Annotated in this window: 21 protein-coding genes; 13 read left to right on the forward strand and 8 right to left on the reverse strand. The window is 40.6% G+C overall.

The genetic code is table 11. From position 1 onward, the window contains the following. Positions 1-25: 25 nt before the first annotated feature. The 3 genes from PAT01_RS11595 to PAT01_RS11605 all read right to left on the reverse strand — a co-directional run bounded on the left by PAT01_RS11595 (position 26) and on the right by PAT01_RS11605 (position 3,283). Positions 26-1,042 carry an aspartate carbamoyltransferase gene (locus PAT01_RS11595; RefSeq protein WP_004587156.1) on the reverse strand — a complete coding sequence of 339 codons (1,017 nt, stop codon included), beginning with the start codon at positions 1,040-1,042 and terminating at the stop codon, positions 26-28. A 116-nt stretch (positions 1,043-1,158) separates the two neighbouring features. Then, on the reverse strand, positions 1,159-1,593 hold the full coding sequence (locus tag PAT01_RS11600) for a CopD family protein (protein WP_024034304.1): 435 nt from the start codon (positions 1,591-1,593) through the stop codon (positions 1,159-1,161). A gap of 7 nt (positions 1,594-1,600) precedes the next feature. Next, positions 1,601-3,283 (reverse strand): chloride channel protein, encoded by a 1,683-nt coding sequence (locus PAT01_RS11605; protein WP_055252948.1) that lies wholly within the window; start codon positions 3,281-3,283, stop codon positions 1,601-1,603. Between the two features lie 248 nt (positions 3,284-3,531). On the opposite strand from PAT01_RS11605, the gene erpA reads away from it, so the two are divergent. Next, positions 3,532-3,870: an iron-sulfur cluster insertion protein ErpA gene (gene erpA / locus PAT01_RS11610; RefSeq protein ID WP_002958911.1), complete on the forward strand. Its 339-nt coding sequence runs from the start codon at positions 3,532-3,534 to the stop codon at positions 3,868-3,870. A 48-nt stretch (positions 3,871-3,918) separates the two neighbouring features. On the opposite strand, the gene PAT01_RS11615 is transcribed toward erpA, so the two are convergent. Continuing rightward, a complete protein-coding gene (locus tag PAT01_RS11615) occupies positions 3,919-4,107 on the reverse strand; it encodes a hypothetical protein (protein WP_004587152.1) in 189 nt (62 codons plus the stop codon). Between the two features lie 499 nt (positions 4,108-4,606). Between PAT01_RS11615 and PAT01_RS11620 the strand changes: the two genes are divergently transcribed. Beyond that, positions 4,607-4,846 carry a helix-turn-helix domain-containing protein gene (locus PAT01_RS11620; RefSeq protein WP_004587151.1) on the forward strand — a complete coding sequence of 80 codons (240 nt, stop codon included), beginning with the start codon at positions 4,607-4,609 and terminating at the stop codon, positions 4,844-4,846. A 71-nt stretch (positions 4,847-4,917) separates the two neighbouring features. Here PAT01_RS11620 and PAT01_RS11625 read toward each other — a convergent pair whose 3' ends face one another. The 4 genes from PAT01_RS11625 to PAT01_RS11640 are packed head-to-tail and all read right to left on the reverse strand — an operon-like array spanning position 4,918 to position 8,668. Then, on the reverse strand, positions 4,918-6,297 hold the full coding sequence (locus PAT01_RS11625; protein ID WP_004587150.1) for an AmpG family muropeptide MFS transporter: 1,380 nt from the start codon (positions 6,295-6,297) through the stop codon (positions 4,918-4,920). 46 nt (positions 6,298-6,343) lie between these two features. Then, entirely contained in the window at positions 6,344-6,961 is a 618-nt protein-coding gene (locus tag PAT01_RS11630; protein ID WP_154945528.1) for a peptidylprolyl isomerase, read from the reverse strand. Positions 6,962-6,963: 2 nt separating this feature from the next. Continuing rightward, positions 6,964-7,524 carry a YajG family lipoprotein gene (locus tag PAT01_RS11635; protein WP_154945529.1) on the reverse strand — a complete coding sequence of 187 codons (561 nt, stop codon included), beginning with the start codon at positions 7,522-7,524 and terminating at the stop codon, positions 6,964-6,966. Position 7,525: 1 nt separating this feature from the next. Continuing rightward, the gene (locus PAT01_RS11640; RefSeq protein ID WP_024034301.1) at positions 7,526-8,668 is read right to left on the reverse strand and encodes a methyltransferase; all 1,143 of its coding nucleotides are present in this window, start codon (positions 8,666-8,668) and stop codon (positions 7,526-7,528) included. A 42-nt stretch (positions 8,669-8,710) separates the two neighbouring features. Here PAT01_RS11640 and PAT01_RS11645 point away from each other — a divergent pair, with 42 nt between their 5' ends. From PAT01_RS11645 to nqrM, 11 genes are all read left to right on the forward strand, one after another. Next, positions 8,711-9,322 (forward strand): alpha-ketoglutarate-dependent dioxygenase AlkB family protein, encoded by a 612-nt coding sequence (locus tag PAT01_RS11645; protein ID WP_004587146.1) that lies wholly within the window; start codon positions 8,711-8,713, stop codon positions 9,320-9,322. A gap of 55 nt (positions 9,323-9,377) precedes the next feature. Continuing rightward, complete coding sequence (locus PAT01_RS11650; protein WP_004587145.1) at positions 9,378-9,689, forward strand: BolA family protein; 312 nt, start codon at positions 9,378-9,380, stop codon at positions 9,687-9,689. A gap of 124 nt (positions 9,690-9,813) precedes the next feature. Continuing rightward, positions 9,814-11,007: an enoyl-ACP reductase FabV gene (fabV, locus tag PAT01_RS11655; protein ID WP_024034299.1), complete on the forward strand. Its 1,194-nt coding sequence runs from the start codon at positions 9,814-9,816 to the stop codon at positions 11,005-11,007. Positions 11,008-11,360: 353 nt separating this feature from the next. Continuing rightward, on the forward strand, positions 11,361-12,704 hold the full coding sequence (locus PAT01_RS11660; protein ID WP_004587143.1) for a Na(+)-translocating NADH-quinone reductase subunit A: 1,344 nt from the start codon (positions 11,361-11,363) through the stop codon (positions 12,702-12,704). A 3-nt stretch (positions 12,705-12,707) separates the two neighbouring features. Continuing rightward, positions 12,708-13,910, forward strand: a complete 1,203-nt coding sequence (locus PAT01_RS11665; protein WP_004587142.1) for an NADH:ubiquinone reductase (Na(+)-transporting) subunit B — start codon at positions 12,708-12,710, stop codon at positions 13,908-13,910. Further along, positions 13,903-14,655 (forward strand): Na(+)-translocating NADH-quinone reductase subunit C, encoded by a 753-nt coding sequence (locus tag PAT01_RS11670; protein ID WP_004587141.1) that lies wholly within the window; start codon positions 13,903-13,905, stop codon positions 14,653-14,655. Before PAT01_RS11665 ends, PAT01_RS11670 begins: the two co-directional genes overlap by 8 nt. Further along, positions 14,655-15,287 carry an NADH:ubiquinone reductase (Na(+)-transporting) subunit D gene (locus PAT01_RS11675; protein ID WP_004587140.1) on the forward strand — a complete coding sequence of 211 codons (633 nt, stop codon included), beginning with the start codon at positions 14,655-14,657 and terminating at the stop codon, positions 15,285-15,287. Before PAT01_RS11670 ends, PAT01_RS11675 begins: the two co-directional genes overlap by 1 nt. A gap of 10 nt (positions 15,288-15,297) precedes the next feature. Continuing rightward, on the forward strand, positions 15,298-15,906 hold the full coding sequence (nqrE, locus tag PAT01_RS11680) for an NADH:ubiquinone reductase (Na(+)-transporting) subunit E (protein ID WP_004587139.1): 609 nt from the start codon (positions 15,298-15,300) through the stop codon (positions 15,904-15,906). Between the two features lie 18 nt (positions 15,907-15,924). Then, positions 15,925-17,154 carry an NADH:ubiquinone reductase (Na(+)-transporting) subunit F gene (gene nqrF, locus PAT01_RS11685; protein ID WP_004587138.1) on the forward strand — a complete coding sequence of 410 codons (1,230 nt, stop codon included), beginning with the start codon at positions 15,925-15,927 and terminating at the stop codon, positions 17,152-17,154. A 97-nt stretch (positions 17,155-17,251) separates the two neighbouring features. Next, on the forward strand, positions 17,252-18,283 hold the full coding sequence (locus tag PAT01_RS11690) for an FAD:protein FMN transferase (RefSeq protein WP_154945530.1): 1,032 nt from the start codon (positions 17,252-17,254) through the stop codon (positions 18,281-18,283). A 162-nt stretch (positions 18,284-18,445) separates the two neighbouring features. Continuing rightward, positions 18,446-18,658, forward strand: a complete 213-nt coding sequence (nqrM, locus tag PAT01_RS11695; protein ID WP_004587136.1) for a (Na+)-NQR maturation NqrM — start codon at positions 18,446-18,448, stop codon at positions 18,656-18,658. Positions 18,659-18,906 lie beyond the last annotated feature (248 nt).

The following is an 18,906-nucleotide window of genomic DNA, read 5'->3' on the forward strand; positions in this document are numbered from 1 at the left end:
ATTAGTTGTCGCTTGGTAAAAGTGTTTAGCTGTCGCGTTTGCGGCTAAACCAAGGTACGTCTACTTCATATTGCTCGACTTTGTTTTCTACGCCGAGGGTTAAAGCAAACAGTGCCATACGAATTAACACGCCATTTTGTACTTGGCGGAATATAGCTAAATTGTCGTTACTGTTTAAGTCGTTATCAAGCTCATTAGCTTCTAAACGGCTATCGCGTGGGAGCGGGTGCATAAGCACAGAATTTGGCTTACAGTGCGCGTTATAAATTGATTGGCTAATTCTAAAGCCGCCACGGTATTTATTAGCTTCTTCTTGTGAAGGGAAGCGCTCTTCTTGAATACGTGTTTGGTACACAATATCGGCTGCTAAGTTCCCTTCCATTTTGTTGACTAATTGTATTTTATGGCCTGCATTTTCTACCGCATCTAAAATGCTCGTTGGCATTTGCAGGCCATCGGGCGCCACCATCGAAAATTTTACGTTTTTGTAATGGCACAATAATTTAGATAATGAATGTACTGTGCGGCCATATTTTAAATCGCCAACTAAGGCGATATGCATGCCATCAATGTTTTGATCAAATCGGTTTAGTTCGCGCTCAATAGTAAGCAAGTCAAGTAGAGCTTGAGTAGGGTGCTCGTTAGGGCCATCACCACCGTTAATTACCGGTACGGTACAACCGTCTGCAAATTCGCTTACCGAGCCTGCATCAGGGTGGCGCATAGCGACGGCATCAGCGTACGCTGAAATAACGCGCGCAGTGTCGTAAAGCGATTCGCCTTTAGCAAGTGCTGAGCTTTGCATGCCGGTTGTTTCGCGCACGCCACCGCCTAATAAATTAAAGGCAGTACCAAAGCTTACACGCGTACGCGTGCTTGGTTCAAAAAACAAATTAGCTAAAATAGCGCCTTCTAGCACTGTTGTTTGCTTTTGTTTTTTAGCATAAGGCTCCATTTTTTTCGCTACTGCAAAAATACGCTCAATGCAGTCTCTGTCGAGTTGATTTACCGACAGTATATGTTCACCTTGGAAACTTAACATGGGGTTATTCCTAATCAATCAAAGGGGCGCGATAATCCATAAAAATGGGGCACGCAATCGCGCGTGTTATAGCAAGTATTGTAAATTGCAGCGCAGTTTAACATGCGCTACACAGCTTATAAATTAGGTTTTATTACCGCAAGCGCAACAATAATTAGCAGCGCAATAACTGGGAGCTCATTAAAAATACGATAAAAACGGTCCGTTTTGGTATTTCTGTCGTGTTTAAAGTCGCTCAGTAATTTAAAGCAGTAGCCGTGGTATAGATATAAAATAATGACCAGTACCAGTTTGTAGTGCAGCCACATGCTGTATCTAAACCACTCACGGCCATATTCTACAATAGTGAGTACACCAAAAACGGCCGTTAAAATAGCAAACGGGGTAACAAAAAAGAGTAGCCGACGCTCCATTACTTTAAGCATTGAGTTACAGGCTTTTTCTTCGCTCATTGCGTGGTATACAAATAACCGAGGTAAATAAAAAATACCGGCAAACCAAGCAATCATAAAAAAAATGTGCAGTGTTTTATAAATTAGTAAAGCGCTCATAAGAATCCTAAAGTAGGCTGTTACGAATAGTTAAAATATTATTTATTTGATCCCAGCGTAATAGCCCCATTATTTGCTGATCATCTAGCAAGTTGTATACATACAGGGCGCCGCTGCGTTTATCTTTTAAAATATCAAAGGCATCAGCTAAGGTCGACTGGCTGCTAATGCCTTGTAAACTAATGTAGTTTATATTTATGTTTTCGCCCGACATCAGGGTAAGGTCGTACTCTGCTAGGCGATAGCCGTTTTCTTCATCGTAAACTATTAAAGGGGTTTGGCTGTCCATGGCGTCTAAGGTGTTTTTAATTTGCTCTTTATCGTCTGAATAAAGCAGTTTAAAGTCCTCATCCATATCATCCATTATGCCCACTTTTTGTAGCGCCTCCGTCGCGGGCGATACATGATAGGGTAGCCCCTGAAAATCAAGCTGTTGCAAAAATATAGACCGATTGCCAAATACTTGCAGCGCCGTTACATAGGCGGTTGTTATCACTAACATGGCCGGTACAATAATCTCTGGCGAGGACGTAAGCTCCATCACAGTTGTTAATGCTGCTAAAGGCGCATGTAATGTAGCCGCGAGTAACCCTGCCATTCCTAATACGCCGTATGTGCCTGCAATGTCAGCACCTGGGCTTATAAATTGAGCAAAAAAGGCCATTAAAGTACCTGTTAATACACCTAGCCCAATAACGGGACCTATTAAGCCACCCGGTATTCCTAGGCCAATGGCAAACAGGGTCGCCAGCAGTTTAGCTATTAAAATAGTGGTAAGTAGCTGCGCGTTTTCAGGCGATTCAACCGCAATAGTAATCGCACTCATACCCGAACCCATCGCTTGGGGCACTGCATAGGCAATAATACTCGCAATACAACCTGCAATGAGTAAACGAGGAAACATGCTTAAAGGTTTAAATGTTTTTATGATCAGCATTAAATTTTGATTAAAGCTATAGGCAATTGCCCCTAAGGCCATGCCACATAAAATTAAATATGGGTAATGCCAACCACTCAATGGCGTAATGCTAATAAGTGCAAGCTCTGAGCCTTCACCAAACACAAATTGAGTCGCTAATGCACCAGTTAGTGCGGCAAGCATAATTGGTACAAAAATATGCACTTTGTACTCACGTAGCACCACTTCCATTACAAAAATAACCGCAGCCAGTGGGGTATTAAACGAGGCCGCAATACCAGCGGCGACACCACAGCCACTTAATGTACGCATGGCGTTATGCGGTAAATGAAGTTTATCGGCTAATATACTTGCGCCAGTGGCGCCCATATGAACAGATGGCCCTTCGCGGCCAACCGAAAAACCACTAATAAGTGCCAGTGCACCACCAACAAATTGATTTACAGTGTTGTAAAGCGGCATTTGCCCGTAGTGGCGTTTAATGCGATGAATAACAAAAGGAATGCCTAATCGGTAGTGCTTAAAGCCAGTAAATGCAGCAAATGTAGCAATCAGTAGCGCAGCAATCAACGGCATTAAAACTCGTTCAAGAGTGGGGATAGTAGTAAAATTATCGGGAGTGTCTAAAAATAAGCTTTGAAAAAACAGAATCGTTAAGCGAAATAAAATAATAAAAAATGCAGCAATTAAACCAGCACTTACGCCTAATAAGCATAATTGCACAGAGGTTTTTGGTTTTGCTAATCGACGCCTGAGTTGCTCAAGCCACATGCTGTATTCTCCGCCACATTTTTTCAGCGAGCAGTTTAACAAAAGTGTGCAGGTAAGTCCTTGTGATTTTGCAATTTTAAACACTTATATTAACAAATATTACAGCAATCACTGAAAACACATTTTGCTATCGTATCGGCTAAAGCAATAGTTAAAAGCCTAAGATAGCACAAGAGATGTTTGACTATACTTGATTAAAACACTCGGGTATTAGATAATCACGCCATTGCGATATTGAGGGTTTTAAAATGTCTGAAGAATTACCAATAAAGTTCAGCGATGCAGCTGCTGTTCGTGTTAAACAGTTAATCGACGAAGAAGAAAATCCAGATTTAAAACTGCGTGTTTACGTAACAGGTGGTGGTTGTTCTGGTTTTCAATATGGTTTTACTTTTGATGAAAAAGCAAATCCTGGCGATTTAGAAATAGTTAAAAATGGTGTAACCCTGGTTATTGACCCAATGAGTATTCAGTACTTAGTTGATGGCGAAGTGGATTACACAGAAGGGTTAGAAGGCGCACGCTTTTTTGTATCTAATCCTAATGCAACGACTACCTGTGGGTGTGGTGCAAGTTTTAGCGTTTAAGCAATTTACGCTTAGCTATTAAAGCCGCGTTAGCGGCTTTTTTAATGCCTAAAATTCAATTGGGCTGTAATGGGTAAACTGCATTATTAATACAAAAAAGCCTAATACAAAAGCAGAAAAGGCAAGTATGTATAAAAAGCCTTTTTTACCTTGTTTAATGGGTACTCCGTAGTGACGTAAAAACAAAAACCATAAAAAGCATAGTAAAATAGGCAACAAAAATAAGACTCTAAACATACTTCCTCTTTAGTCCCTCAGTTAGGGAAAAACGTTATTTATGGGAACTTTTTTACCCTTACTGTTGTTTAAACATCAATACAGCAAGGTTATTTGCACGTTAATTTGTAACAAAGTGCTTTTATCTTACAATTAATTTTTTAGGAAAAAACTTAATATTTTTGGTACGTTAACTTAAATATTCAGCATAAGTAAAGGTTAGTGGTTGGGTAAATTTATGCGAACTATGTAATTAATTATTTAACCGAACTGTTAATAGTATATAATGTATCCAAGAGTGAGACGGGCAAAATTTCACTCTTAATAAAAATAAACCTATATCCTATTTTTGCGGGTTAGCACTGAATAGATTGGTAGGTTGAATAAGTAGCAATACCTTTGCTTATTTAAGCAATAGCTTGCTATTGAATAATGTAGTGGGTATCTGCTTATATGCCTCCAATCATTGTGTGACTACTGCTTTGACGGGTATGTCATATCATCTAGTAGGAGATGTAAAATGATGGGCAAGACTGTTTCTTCTGAAGAAAACGAAAAGCTAACTAAATGGCTTAAAACAAAACGCCATGAAAAGGGTCATACAATGCGTAGCCTGGCACAAGTGCTAGGAACACCTCACTCATTTATCGGTAAGATTGAAAATCAAGAACGCCGCTTAGATGTTATTGAGTTTGTACGTTACTGTAATGCACTTGAAGTTGATCCGCATGAAGCGCTAGGCTTAATTAAAGCGGATTAATATTGTTTTGCTTAGGGTGTTATAAGGGGCACTTGAACGGCCTAAGCAAATCACGTTAATGCAGGGATGCATTACATATTTTTATGGTAATTTTGCTCTAACTGATAGAGCTTATGCCTAATCAAATATAAAAACACCAGCGAAGGTATTACCATTAATGCCGTTAACACAAAAAATAATGCCCAATTTCCCATTAGCCAATCATCAATAACCACACCACTATAACTTGAAAGCAATGTACGCCCTAAATTCCCAAGCGAAGCCAGTAAAGCATAATGTGTTGCACTAAATGCTCGGTCACATAACATCGATATAAATGCCACCATAGCCACTAACGACCAAGCCTGAGTAAAGCCGTCAATGACAATAGCAAAAGCGTATAAGCCCAAATTAGGGCCAACCAGCGCAATAGCCGAAAATGCTAAATTAGACCCCGCCATAGCAACACCACTTATAAATAGCCCTTTTACAATGCCGTATTTTTGATTGAACAAGCTGCCCACAAAGGTAAAAGCAATGGTGAGTACTGCAGTGCCTACTTTTGAAAAAGTAGCTATATCGCTGTTGCTAAAGCCTATTTCTTTATAAAAAACAATCGACATACGCCCTAAAAAAGCTTCGCCTATTTTAAATAAGAAAATAAATGCTAATAAGGCAAGGGCTGTTTTAACCCCATTTTTAGCAAAAAAAGTTTTAAAGGGATCAACCACTGTAACGCCAAGCCAAGCTATCACCTTAGTAAAGGGCGTTTGTTTAATGCTGGCTAGTTTTTCAAGGTATACGCGCTCAAGCTCTGCGTGAACAGCTTCTCGGTTTGATTTAGGCTCTTTGGCAAATAACACGCCGCTCATTAGTATCAACATAACAGCGGCTAAAAAGTAATACACTTGTGGCCAATCTAAAGAGGGGATATCGGCCATGTAAAAAGGAATAGCCCCTAGTAATGCATAACCTGTCCACCAACCCGATGTGGCCATAGCAGCAGCTGCAGTGGCTTTATGAGATTCGTTTTCGCTTAACGTGTCTATTCTAAAAGCATCAATTGCTATGTCTTGTGTGGCAGAGGCGACTGCGATGAGTAAACATAAGCCGGCGGCAATCGCTAAGTTTGCTTTTAAATCAAGCCCCGCTAAAAGCAGGGTGCCAATAAACATAAAGCTTTGGCAAAATAAAATCCAGCTGCGACGTTGCCCAAACCATTTGTACAATAACGGCAGTTTGGTTCTATCAATAAGCGGCGACCACATAAAATTAATGCTATATGCGCCAAATACAATACCAAATAAGCCAATCATACTGCGGCTTAGGCCTTCGTCTTTTAGCCAAGCCGACATCACAGAGCCAATCAGTACCCATGGAAAACCACTGCTCATACCAAATATAAAAATATTGATTAAACGTTTATCTTTAAAATACGAGAAATATTCGCTTACTGAGAGGGTTTTGCTCATAGGGCCTTCATTGGCGTTGGGTGCAACTTAGTTGCACCTCAGTGATTTATAATGGGGTTTGCTCAAGTACTTTAATATTTAAAATAACAACGGGCGTTTTTGGTACAAAGTCGTAGCCAATTTTTTCATTAAAGCCGGTTTCTACAGCCATAATTTTATCTAGCGTGTCGTAACCATCCATTACATTGCCAAACACGGCAAAGCCCCAATCTCTACCTGGGTTTAAATGATCGTTATCATCCATATTAAAAAAGAATTGGCGAGTTCCCGAGTGCGGTTCACGGTCTTGATACGCCATAGCGATGCTGTACATATCATTTTTTAAACCGTTGCCACTTTCGTTAAATATAGGGTCGTTTTCGTGTAAGCCATCAAGGTCTTTATCGTAGCCACCACCTTGTATTACAAAGTCACGGTCGTTTTCAACATCACGTTCTACACGGTGGAATATACTGCCTTGGTAACTTTTATCCATTACGTAGGTTAAAAAGTTATTTACCGTAATAGGGGCTTTTGAGCGGTCTAGCTCAATCACAATGCTACCCAATGACGTGACTATTTCTACACGCGGAAAAATATTGTCTTTTTGAACAAAACGGCCTTCTTGCGCGGCAAAGGTGCTTACACTAAATAGTAGGCTTAAGCAGATTAAAAATCGTTTCATTGTTAACCTTTTAAAAATTCAATTAATTCTGGGTCCGATACAATGCGGGTTATAATTTGTTCCGTCAACTTATTGAGTTGACCTTCAATTTTGGCGCGATCGTGGCTCAGCGGCCCTTCTAAATTAGCACTGCCACGGTACACTTTACTAAAATTGCTGGTAGAGCGAATGACCCGTACGCCTAGCTCAATGTGCGCTTCGCTGGTATGGCTCATGAGCTTTTCAGTCACCTGTGCTTGTAAGGCATGAATGTCTAGTTCAAAGCGGGTTGTTGCTAGGTTTGAAATACTTGCCCCGTTACGGTTTAGCGCGCTATCTAATACGCTTTTAACAGAGGTTACAATATCTTGGCTGGCAAAGGTCTTGGTTTTGTCCGACTCAACAAGCTTAAGGGTTGCGCTATCACCACGTAAATCAATAACGCTGGTACTTAAACTGGCTGAAATAACGCTAATTTGGCCACTTTTATAAACCGGGTTTAATATCACTTGGTTTGGCTGGTTACTGCATGCGCTAAACACCAGCATGGAGCAACAGGCTAAAATAAATTTAGTTAATTTCATTTTATAGCATCCCACTATTTTTAGTTGCGCTGAGCACTACAAACTTTTTGTTTGAACCTAATAGCTTACAGTTACCAAACATACGATTTAATTTATCGTGATAATCTAAATGACGATTACCAATAATACGCAGCTCGCCACCTTCTTTTAATGTATCTTTTGCTTGTTTAAACATTTGCCACGCAATGTGGTCGGTAACAGCTTGGGCTTGGTGAAATGGAGGGTTACACAACACCATATCCACGCTGTCTCTTGCAAAGCCGGTTAAACAATCGTTTTCTATAAATTGGCAATCATCAAATTTATTTGCTTGGTTAAGTTCTACATTTAAACGTGCAGATTCGACCGCCATGTACGACTCATCAACAAAGGTTACCGACGCATTTGGACAGCGTGATAACGTCATTAAGCCCACTACGCCATTACCACAACCTAAGTCGATAATACTTTTTGCTTTTGAGGTTTGCGGCAAGTAATTAAAAAAGAACCGTGCACCTATATCTAACGAATCGCGCGAAAACACATTGGCATGGTTCGTTATATTAAAATCAGTGCCTTCAAGCTGCCAACTTACCGGGAAGTTAGCTTCTTTATAACCGCCTTTAGCTGTACTTAATATTAAACGCGACTTTTTAACGGCCAAACTTGTTTTGGTTTCGCCAATAAATTGCTCAAATGCTTTTATAGTTGAGTTATGAATTTCCTTTGTTTTACCCGCGGCAATAACCGGTGTGCCAGGGGCAAGTACTTCACTCAACTCGCTTAATTGAAACTGTAAAAACCCGACGTTACGCGGTATTTTTATAAGTACTAAATCAACCTCTTCAGGCAGCGCAGATAAGCTATCTAACTGTGTAAATTGGGCTGTTGATAGTTTATTTTCTTTTAAATTATAGGCTGCAGCTTGGTGGCTAATATAAGAATCGTTAACTGAACAAACCGTTAATTCACTAAAATAACAGGCAAGGGCACCAAACGCGTCGTTTAAAATTAGTAATGAGCGACAATCAGGGTGATGTTCGTTAACATAATTGATAAGGTACTCGTCGGCCGAATCCCACGCTTGTAAACTGCGGTTTTTTTGATCCAAAGGGAAACGTTCAAGAGTAAATGTTTTATCGCCTAGCTGGGCTTGCGTCGTCATAATGGTTTGTTGATCAGTAATCTAATGTAGGTAAATTCTAACATGCAACGGCAAAACGCCAACCCCCAACAGTTACCAAACGGCTTTTCTTATCAAAGTAAGGCGCTTAGTGCGCAAAAAAGCCTCGATTTATTTTATTATTTACAAAAAAACCTTAATTGGCAGCAGCCTAATGTCACTGTGTATGGCAGAACAGGGCCCATTCCACGTTTGCAATGTTTTATGAGCGACTTAAATATTGAATATGGTTACTCACACAGTAAACAAATAGTAGAGCCGTGGGATGAGGTGCTTTTAGCAATGCGAAAACGTTTAGAGCGACATTTAAATAAGCCGCTTAATTCGTTATTAGTCAATTATTACCGTGATGGTAACGACACCATGGGCTGGCACAGTGATGATGAAATAGAACTAGGCCCTGAGCCTACCATTGTATGTATATCGCTTGGTGCTGAGCGCGTACTCAAATTAAAACAAAAAGCCACTAATAAAGTCACCGACTTAAAATTACAAAGCGGCAGTTGCTTAGTGATGAGTGGGCATAGTCAGCGCGACTACCAGCACGCAATCCCCAAACAAACAACGCTTGCTCACCCACGGATCAGCTTAACGTACCGCTTTATTGAGCACATTAAGCAAAAGCAATTTAGTTAGTTAAATTAACTTGTTATAGTAGCTGCACAAATCAGTGACTAAATATGGTGTTTTAATGTCAATGCAACAACAAATTCAAGACAAGCTTAGTAGCGCGATTGCCTGTAAGCATTTAAACGTAATTAACGAAAGCCATATGCATAGCGCCGGTACTGAGTCGCATTTTAAAGTAATTGTGGTAAGCGAAGAATTTGCGGGTAAGCGATTACTACAGCGCCACCGCCAAATTAACGAAGTACTAAAAGATGAGCTAGCAAATCATATTCATGCCTTAGCGATTCATACGTACACGCCTGATGAATTTTCAGAGCAAGGTGGCGAAGCACCTGACTCTCCAAATTGTATGGGCGGCTCAAAGCTAAATTAACCACACTGTAGGTTAGCCAATATAAATAGGGGTATTTGATCAGGTTTAACTGATCAGATCAGTGTTTTTAGTATTAGCCTTTAAACTAGCGCTAATTTTTATTGTAAAAGATATAGGATGATCAATGGTCATTAAGCCTAAAATTCGTGGATTTATTTGTACTAACGCACACCCTGTAGGTTGTGCAGAGCATGTTCAAGAGCAAATTAACTATGTAAAACAACAAGGCGAATTAAAAGATGCGCCTAAAAATGTACTCGTAATCGGTGCATCTACTGGCTACGGCTTAGCGTCTCGTATTACGGCGGCATTTGGCGGTGGGGCTAAAACACTGGGTATTTTCTTTGAAAAAGAAGGTACAGAGCGTAAAACAGGTTCTGCTGGTTGGTACAATACAGCAGCATTTCAAGACGCTGCAGATGAAGCTGGGCTTTGGTCAAAAAATATTAATGGCGATGCGTTTTCTAACGAAATTAAGCAAAAAGCAATCGAGACAATCAAAGCAGATTTAGGCAAAGTAGACTGTATTATTTACAGCTTAGCATCGCCTCGTCGTACCGATCCAAATACCGGTGAGGTGTATTCATCTACACTTAAACCTATTGGCAGTGCTGTAACTACAAAAAATTTAAATACGTCAAAGCGCGAAATTGACGAAGTAACAGTAGAAGCTGCAAGCCAAGATGACATCGACAACACCATTAAAGTGATGGGCGGTGAAGATTGGGAAATGTGGATTGATGCATTAAAAGAAGCAGATGTACTAGCCGATAACTTTAAAACCACGGCTTATACTTATATAGGTAAAGAGTTAACGTGGCCAATCTACGGGCACGCAACAATAGGTAAAGCAAAAGAAGATTTAGACCGTGCCACTGCCGCAATTAAAGAATCGACAAAAGATTTAAATGGTCAAGCCTATGTGTCGTCTTTAAATGCTGTTGTTACTCAGGCAAGTTCTGCTATTCCTATTATGCCGCTATATATCTCTGCTTTATTTAAAGTAATGAAAGCCGATGGCACTTATGAAGGCACCATTGAGCAAATTCATGCTTTATTTAGCGAAAATCTATACGGTGAAAACCCACGCTTTGACGAGGGCGGCCACTTATTTCAAAACTACAAAGAGCTAGAAGACGATGTACAAGCACGTGTGCAAGCTGTTTGGGATAAAGTAGATACGAGTTCAATTGATGAGCTAACCGATTATGTAGGCTACCATAACGAATTTTTACGTTTATTTGGTTTTGGCATTGACGCTGTTGACTATGAGCAAGATGTAGATGCAGTGAAGCCAATTGCAAACATGATTGACTAATCATACTTTGTAATTATAAAAAGTCGCTTATTGCGGCTTTTTTGCTTTTAGTGTTTTAGATATTTTGTGGCAGTTAGGTGCTTAGGCTACCACTTTGGTCTACCTTGATTTTTATTTAAAACACTTAACAAAACTAAATAAGCGTTTCTGTCGTATAATTTTCATAAATACACTCGCATAGTCGTACATAATGATGTTAAAATCGAAGCAATATGTGAGGAGTTTTACTGCGTTGCTTGTTTGATATTCCTAGCAAGTTGTTCTTTTGTACCTTGATATATCTTGGATAACTCAAGTGGCGACGTGGTTGATACGATTTTTCAGTTTCTTTCCGTTAATTAATGCAAGTGCGTATGATCAACATAAAAAAAGGTCTGGATTTACCCATAGAGGGCGCGCCTCAGCAAGTTATTCATGATGGTTCTGCCATCAAACGTGTAGCTGTGCTAGGTGAAGAGTTTATCGGTATGCGTCCAACCATGCATGTTCGTGTGGATGACCAAGTCAAAAAAGGCCAGGTACTTTTTGAAGACAAAAAGAACCCAGGCGTCCTATTTACTGCACCAGCTTCTGGTACAGTAAAAGAAATTAATCGTGGTGCTAAACGTGTGCTGCAATCTGTTGTTATTGAAGTAAACGGCAGTGAGCAAATCACCTTTGACTCTTTCAATGCAGATGAGCTTGCAAGCTTATCGCGTGAAAAAGCCAAAGAAGTACTTGTTCAGTCAGGTCAATGGACAGCACTTCGTGCTCGCCCATTTAGCAAAATAGCTGCGTTGGATGCAAATCCTAGCTCTATATTTGTAACCGCTATCGACACAAACCCTCTTGCTGCAGATCCTGCAGTAATTATTGCCGAAAATGCAGCTGCATTTGAAGCGGGTCTTGCTGTTGTTTCGCGTTTGACCGATGGCAAAGTATTTGTATGTAAGCAAGCTGGCAGTCAAGTTCCTAGCTCGTCTATCGCGCAAGTAGAAGTACATGAGTTCGGTGGCGTGCATCCAGCAGGCTTAGTTGGTACTCATATTCATCACCTTGATGCAGTATCTGTTAATAAACAAGTTTGGCATATTGGTTACCAAGACGTTATCGCGTATGGTCACTTATTCCTTACTGGTGAAATCAACACAGACCGTGTTATTTCGCTTGCAGGTCCTCGCGTTAAAAACCCTCGTTTAGTGAAAACACAACTAGGTGCTTCATTAGATGATTTAGTGGCAGGCGAATTAGAAGACGGTGATAACCGTGTTATTTCTGGTTCTGTTTTATCTGGCGCTATTTCTTCAGGTCCTCATGCATTCTTAGGTCGCTACCACGTTCAAGTATCTGTTTTACTTGAAGGTCGCGAAAAAGAGCTGTTTGGTTGGATTGCACCAGGTAGTGATAAATTCTCTGTAACGCGTACATTCCTTTCTCACCTTGCACCGAGTCGTTTATTTAAAATGACAACGTCTACAGGTGGTTCAAAACGTGCCATGGTACCAATTGGTAGCTACGAGCGCGTAATGCCGCTAGATATTTTGCCAACCCTATTATTACGTGACTTAATTTCACGTGACTTAGACAGTGCAATTTCATTAGGCGCGCTTGAACTTGATGAAGAAGATTTAGCGTTATGTACCTTCGTTTGTCCGGGCAAATACGAGTATGGTTCTATCCTACGCGATTGCTTAACAACGATCGAGAAGGAAGGCTAAGAGATGGGTTTAAAGAAATTTTTAGAAGACATTGAGCCGCATTTTGAACCAGGTGGTAAACACGAAAAATGGTACGCCCTGTATGAAGCAGCCGCGACTATTTTTTATACGCCAGGTTATGTAAATAAAGGCGCAACTCACGTTCGCGATAATATCGACCTAAAACGCATGATGATTTTAGTGTGGATGGCGACGTTCCCAGCTATGTTTTTTGGTATGTTCAACATCGGTCATCAGGCCGCGGGTGCTTTAGCACAAGGTTTTGAACTAGCAAACTCTTGGCAGGTTGGCTTGTTCCAGTTATTTGGTGGTGAATTAACCGCTGAGTCGGGCTGGGGCGCTAAAATGTTCTACGGGGCATGTTTCTTCTTACCAATATACGCCGTTACTTTTGCAGTAGGTGGTTTTTGGGAAGTACTATTTGCTTCTGTGCGTAAGCATGAAGTTAACGAAGGTTTCTTCGTAACCTCTGTATTATTTGCACTTATTTTGCCTGCGACTATTCCTTTATGGCAAGTGGCGTTAGGTATTACGTTTGGTGTTGTTATTGCTAAAGAAATCTTTGGTGGTACAGGCCGTAACTTCTTAAACCCTGCATTAGCGGGCCGTGCGTTCTTATTCTTCGCATACCCTGCACAAATTTCAGGTGACACAGTATGGACTGCAGTAGACTCGTTCTCTGGTGCAACTATGCTAGGTCAAGCGTTTGTAGGCACTCTTGATTACAGCAACATGGAGCTATGGTGGAATGCGTTTTACGGTTTCATTCAAGGTTCTGTAGGTGAGACATCTACGCTTGCTGTGCTTATTGGTGGCTTATTCTTAATTTACGTTCGCATCGCTTCTTGGCGCATTGTACTAGGTGTATTCCTAGGTATGGTGGCAACTGCATTCTTATTAAATGCGGTTGGCTCTGAGAGCAACCCTGTATTTGCAATGCCTTGGCATTGGCATTTAGTACTGGGTGGTTTTGCGTTTGGTATGTTCTTTATGGCTACTGACCCTGTATCAGCTGCATTTACCGATAAAGGTAAGTTCGCATACGGCGCGCTTATTGGCTTTATGGTAGTTATGATCCGTGTAGTAAACCCTGCTTTCCCAGAAGGCATGATGCTAGCAATCTTATTTGCTAACTTATTTGCTCCACTGTTCGATCACTTTGTAGTGCAAGCTAATATCAAGCGGAGGTTGGCACGTAATGTCTAGTAATAACGAATCAATCGGCAAAACGTTAACGGTTGTTGTGGCACTATGTTTAGTGTGTGCAATTATTGTATCGTTTGCTTCTGTACAGCTTCGTCCTTTACAGCAAGCTAATAAAACTCAAGATATTCAACGTAATATCTTAGCAGCAGCTGATATTGAAATCGCAAACTCTGTATCTGACACATTCGATGGCAAAATCGAAGCACGTGTTGTTGATATGGATACTGGCGAATTTGTTGAAGATGCTGATCCAAACTCATTTGATTTCGAAAAATCGAAATTCGACCAACAAAGAAGTTTTGCACTTAAAGCAGAAGGGATTAAGGACATCGCTGGTATTCAGCGTATGACTAAAAACTCACCTGTTTACATCTCTAAAAAAGAAGATGGCTCTACAGATGCAATCATTTTACCTATCCAAGGTTACGGCCTTTGGGGTGTAATGTATGGTTTCTTAGCGCTTGAAAGTGATGGCGAAACAGTTAAAAACATCAACTTTTACAAGCATAGCGAAACACCAGGCCTGGGTGGCGAAATTCAAAACCCACAATGGACAGCTAAATGGCAAGGTAAAGAGTTACCTATTAACATTATGAAAAGCGGTGCTAGCAACGAACATCAAATTGATGGTTTATCAGGTGCTACACTAACTTCTAATGGTGTTGATCACACAGTTGACTTTTGGACTGGTGAAAACGGCTTTGGTCCTTTCCTTGCGAAGGTACGTGAAGGAGCGTTGAAATAATGGCTGATACTAAAGAAATGAAGTCGGTCCTATTTGGTCCGGTTTTAGCTAACAACCCAATCGCATTACAAGTACTTGGTATTTGTTCTGCTCTGGCGGTAACGTCTAGCTTAAAAAATGCCTTAATCATGTCAATTGCTTTGACATTAGTAACGGCGTTTTCTAGCTTGTTCATTTCAAGCATTCGTAACCACATACCTTCATCAGTACGTATTATCGTACAGATGACGATCATTGCTTCACTAGTAATTGTTGTAGACCAAGTATTACAAGCATTCTCTTACGCTACGGCGAAAGAGCTTTCTGTATTCGTTGGCCTAATCATCACTAACTGTATTGTAATGGGTCGTGCTGAAGCGTACGCAATGAAGTCGCCGCCACTTATGTCATTTTTAGATGGTATTGGTAATGGCTTAGGCTACTCAGTGGTATTACTTACTGTTGGTTTCATTCGTGAGCTATTTGGTAAGGGAACACTATTCGGTGTTGATATTATCCCATTAGTACAAGATGGTGGTTGGTATCAACCTATGGGTCTATTGATTTTACCACCGAGTGCATTCTTCATCATTGGTTTATTCATATGGGTACTTCGTACTTATAAGAAAGACCAAGTAGAAGCTAAAGCGTAAGGGGCAAGCAGTGGAACATTATATTAGTTTATTTGTAAAAGCGGTTTTTATTGAAAACTTAGCTTTAGCTTTCTTCCTAGGTATGTGTACTTTCTTAGCAGTATCTAAAAAAGTAACTACATCAATTGGCCTAGGTGTAGCCGTTATTGTGGTACTGGGTATTTCTGTACCAGTAAATAACTTGGTTTACCATGCCGTACTTGCACCGGGTGCATTAGAGTGGCTTGGTTACCCTGAAGCAGACCTTAGCTTTTTACGTTTCTTAACGTTCATTGGTGTTATTGCAGCACTTGTGCAAATTTTGGAAATGGCATTAGATAAGTTTTTCCCTGCACTTTACAACGCATTAGGTATCTTCTTACCACTAATCACAGTTAACTGTGCAATTTTTGGTGCGGTATCATTCATGGTTGAGCGTAACTATAACTTCGGCGAGTCTGTTGTTTATGGTGTTGGAGCTGGTGTTGGTTGGGCGCTTGCAATTACATTACTTGCAGGTATCCGTGAGAAAATGAAATATTCAGACGTGCCAGATGGCCTACGTGGTTTAGGTATTACCTTCATCACTGTTGGTTTAATGGGTCTTGGCTTTATGTCATTCTCTGGTATTTCACTGTAAAGGTAGCGAGGATAAATCATGAGTTATGAGATTTTCTTAGGCGTTGGTGTTTTCATCGCTATCGTTGTACTACTAGTTTTAGTTATCATTGGTGCTAAATCTAAGTTAGTTGCAAGCGGTGACATCATCATCGGTATTAATGGCGATCCAGACAAAGCCATTAAAACATCAGCAGGTAGCAAGCTTTTAGGCGCGCTATCTGAATCAGGTATTTTCGTATCATCTGCATGTGGTGGCGGTGGCTCTTGTGGTCAGTGTCGTGTACACATTAAAGAAGGTGGTGGCGATATCTTACCAACAGAACTTGATCACATTTCTAAAGGTGAAGCCCGTGAAGGCTGTCGTTTAGCGTGTCAGGTAAATGTTAAAAACGACATGGAAATTGAACTTGAAGAGTCAATTTTCGGTGTTAAAAAATGGGATTGTGAAGTTATCTCTAACGATAACAAAGCAACGTTCATTAAAGAGCTTAAGCTACAAATTCCAGATGGCGAATCAGTGCCTTTCCGTGCGGGTGGTTACATCCAAATCGAAGCGCCTGCTCACCATGTTAAATACGCAGATTTCGATATTCCTGAAGAGTATCGCGGCGACTGGAATCACTTTGGTTTCTTCGACCTGGAGTCAAAAGTAGACGACGAAACAATTCGTGCATACTCAATGGCTAACTACCCAGAAGAAGAAGGCATTATCATGCTTAACGTGCGTATTGCTACGCCGCCGCCAAGAAACCTAAGCCTACCATGTGGTAAAATGTCATCGTACATTTGGTCACTTAAAGCAGGCGACAAGGTAACTATTTCAGGTCCATTTGGTGAGTTCTTCGCTAAAGACACCGACGCTGAAATGGTATTCGTAGGTGGTGGTGCAGGTATGGCACCAATGCGTTCACATATCTTTGACCAACTTAAGCGTTTAAACTCTAAGCGTAAGATTAGTTTCTGGTATGGTGCACGTTCTGAGCGTGAAATGTTCTATGTTGAAGATTTCGACGGCTTAGCAGCTGAAAACGATAACTTTGTATGGCATACCGCATTGTCTGACCCACAACCAGAAGATAACTGGGAAGGTTACACAGGCTTTATACATAACGTACTTTATGAAAACTACTTGAAAGATCATGAAGCGCCAGAAGATTGTGAGTTCTACATGTGTGGTCCTCCAATGATGAACGCGGCTGTTATCGGCATGCTTAAAGACCTAGGTGTAGAAGACGAAAACATCTTACTAGATGACTTCGGTGGCTAACACCCATATCAAAACAGCTTAGTTTTGGTTAAAATACGGGCCTCGTCGCACTTTGTGCTACGGGGCTTTTTTATTTTATTTTACATGGGCTAATTTAATGAACAGAGTAAGCAGTTCTCAAGACGCTATCAGTATTTTTTTATTAACTATAATGCTATTTATCTCTGGCTGTGGGGCTGATAAAACACCTCAGGAGGTGTTTTTAGAAGGTAAAACGATGGGCACCACCTATCATATTAAATACTTTGCCGACGATAAAAGCGTCGATGCCACTAAATTACAGCAGCAAATAGATACGCAATTGAAAGCGGTTAATCAGTCTATGTCTACGTATATCCCCGATTCTGAAATTAACACATTTAATAAATTACCTGCCAACCAGGTTATGCCAATTAGTGAAGACTTTAGGGCTGTGGTGAGTGAATCGATTCGTTTAGGTAAGTCGACCAAAACGCTCGATGTAACGATGGGCCCGTTAATAGATTTATGGGGCTTTGGACCTGATAAAAAACCAACTAAGCGCCCAAGTGATGAAGCACTTGCTGCAATGATTGAAAAAATTGGTGTAGATAAACTTAATCTTACTGAGCAGGGCCTTGCTAAAACAGTTGATGGTTTAGAGCTGTCGTTTTCGGCCACAGCGAAAGGGTATGGCATTGATAAAGTAGCGCAATTACTTGAAAGCCAAAATATTAGTAACTACATGGTAGAAATAGGTGGGGAGCTGCGCATTGGCGGTGAAAAGCCAAATAACCAAGATTGGAAAATCGCGATAGAGCAGCCAGATGCGCCACCAGGCGAGCGAAAAGTGCACCGTGTATTAGCGCCCGGTACGAATGGCATTGCAACATCAGGCGACTACCGTATTTTTTATAAAATGGATGGCGAAACTTACACTCATTTAATTGACCCAGTAACAGGCATGCCAATCAAACATGACTTAGTGTCGGTTACTGTATTACATCCTAGTGCAATGACCGCAGATGGCTTAGCAACCGCATTAACGGTTATGGGAATGGACGATGCTAAAGCATACGCTGAAAAGCACGATTTACCTGTGTACTTAATGGCTAAATCAGACAAAGGCATTGTGACTTACGCGAGCACTGCATTTAAGCCTTATTTGTAATATAATGGCGTTTAGCTAAAACTTTATTAGTGCTAAACGCATATTACAACCGATTTTTTGAAATAGACTTCTCTCGCATCTATGTGGGTTTTGGGTGTATAATTTAGCGGTCGCTCAACAATGTTTGAGCATAATTTATTGCTGATCAATAGGGGCTAAGCAATGTCACTTTTTCTTCTTACATTTGGTTTATTAATTTTAATCGTGATAGCTATGGCTGTTGGTATGATCGTGCAAAGAAAATCTATGGCAAGTAGTTGCGGTGGATTAGGCTCGGTAGGTATTGATAAAGCCTGTGATTGTGACGATCCATGTGATAAGCGTAAAAAGCGTATGGCTAAAGAGCAAGCCTGGAAAGAAAACCAAATTATTTAAGCAGTAGCTTAATGACAAAAAGCGCCTTATGGCGCTTTTTTTGTACCTGTATATTTAGTGCTCATATCTTCTTTTAACTAAACACAACCTTAATGTATTAGACCAAGGTCTATAGTTTAGTTTTTTTCACCTATTAGGTTTATTTTTCTCGTTTGTCAAATTGGAGCTAACACTCTAAAGTTTAACCATAGACACAGAGCAAGGCTCTAGTCATAAGCTTGAGGCATAAAAGTTAGCCTCGCTTAAAA

The sequence above is a fragment of the Pseudoalteromonas atlantica genome, from assembly GCA_007988745.1.
GTDB classification, from domain to species: Bacteria; Pseudomonadota; Gammaproteobacteria; order Enterobacterales; family Alteromonadaceae; genus Pseudoalteromonas; species Pseudoalteromonas atlantica.

Coding starts and splice junctions, on each gene's coding strand:
- PAT01_RS11595 (WP_004587156.1), bottom strand. CDS start 1,042: ATGTTAAGTTTCCAAGGTGAACATATACTGTCGGTAAATCAACTCGAC.
- PAT01_RS11600 (WP_024034304.1), bottom strand. CDS start 1,593: ATGAGCGCTTTACTAATTTATAAAACACTGCACATTTTTTTTATGATT.
- PAT01_RS11605 (WP_055252948.1), bottom strand. CDS start 3,283: ATGTGGCTTGAGCAACTCAGGCGTCGATTAGCAAAACCAAAAACCTCT.
- erpA (WP_002958911.1), top strand. CDS start 3,532: ATGTCTGAAGAATTACCAATAAAGTTCAGCGATGCAGCTGCTGTTCGT.
- PAT01_RS11615 (WP_004587152.1), bottom strand. CDS start 4,107: ATGTTTAGAGTCTTATTTTTGTTGCCTATTTTACTATGCTTTTTATGG.
- PAT01_RS11620 (WP_004587151.1), top strand. CDS start 4,607: ATGATGGGCAAGACTGTTTCTTCTGAAGAAAACGAAAAGCTAACTAAA.
- PAT01_RS11625 (WP_004587150.1), bottom strand. CDS start 6,297: ATGAGCAAAACCCTCTCAGTAAGCGAATATTTCTCGTATTTTAAAGAT.
- PAT01_RS11630 (WP_154945528.1), bottom strand. CDS start 6,961: ATGAAACGATTTTTAATCTGCTTAAGCCTACTATTTAGTGTAAGCACC.
- PAT01_RS11635 (WP_154945529.1), bottom strand. CDS start 7,524: ATGAAATTAACTAAATTTATTTTAGCCTGTTGCTCCATGCTGGTGTTT.
- PAT01_RS11640 (WP_024034301.1), bottom strand. CDS start 8,668: ATGACGACGCAAGCCCAGCTAGGCGATAAAACATTTACTCTTGAACGT.
- PAT01_RS11645 (WP_004587146.1), top strand. CDS start 8,711: ATGCAACGGCAAAACGCCAACCCCCAACAGTTACCAAACGGCTTTTCT.
- PAT01_RS11650 (WP_004587145.1), top strand. CDS start 9,378: ATGTCAATGCAACAACAAATTCAAGACAAGCTTAGTAGCGCGATTGCC.
- fabV (WP_024034299.1), top strand. CDS start 9,814: ATGGTCATTAAGCCTAAAATTCGTGGATTTATTTGTACTAACGCACAC.
- PAT01_RS11660 (WP_004587143.1), top strand. CDS start 11,361: ATGATCAACATAAAAAAAGGTCTGGATTTACCCATAGAGGGCGCGCCT.
- PAT01_RS11665 (WP_004587142.1), top strand. CDS start 12,708: ATGGGTTTAAAGAAATTTTTAGAAGACATTGAGCCGCATTTTGAACCA.
- PAT01_RS11670 (WP_004587141.1), top strand. CDS start 13,903: ATGTCTAGTAATAACGAATCAATCGGCAAAACGTTAACGGTTGTTGTG.
- PAT01_RS11675 (WP_004587140.1), top strand. CDS start 14,655: ATGGCTGATACTAAAGAAATGAAGTCGGTCCTATTTGGTCCGGTTTTA.
- nqrF (WP_004587138.1), top strand. CDS start 15,925: ATGAGTTATGAGATTTTCTTAGGCGTTGGTGTTTTCATCGCTATCGTT.
- PAT01_RS11690 (WP_154945530.1), top strand. CDS start 17,252: ATGAACAGAGTAAGCAGTTCTCAAGACGCTATCAGTATTTTTTTATTA.
- nqrM (WP_004587136.1), top strand. CDS start 18,446: ATGTCACTTTTTCTTCTTACATTTGGTTTATTAATTTTAATCGTGATA.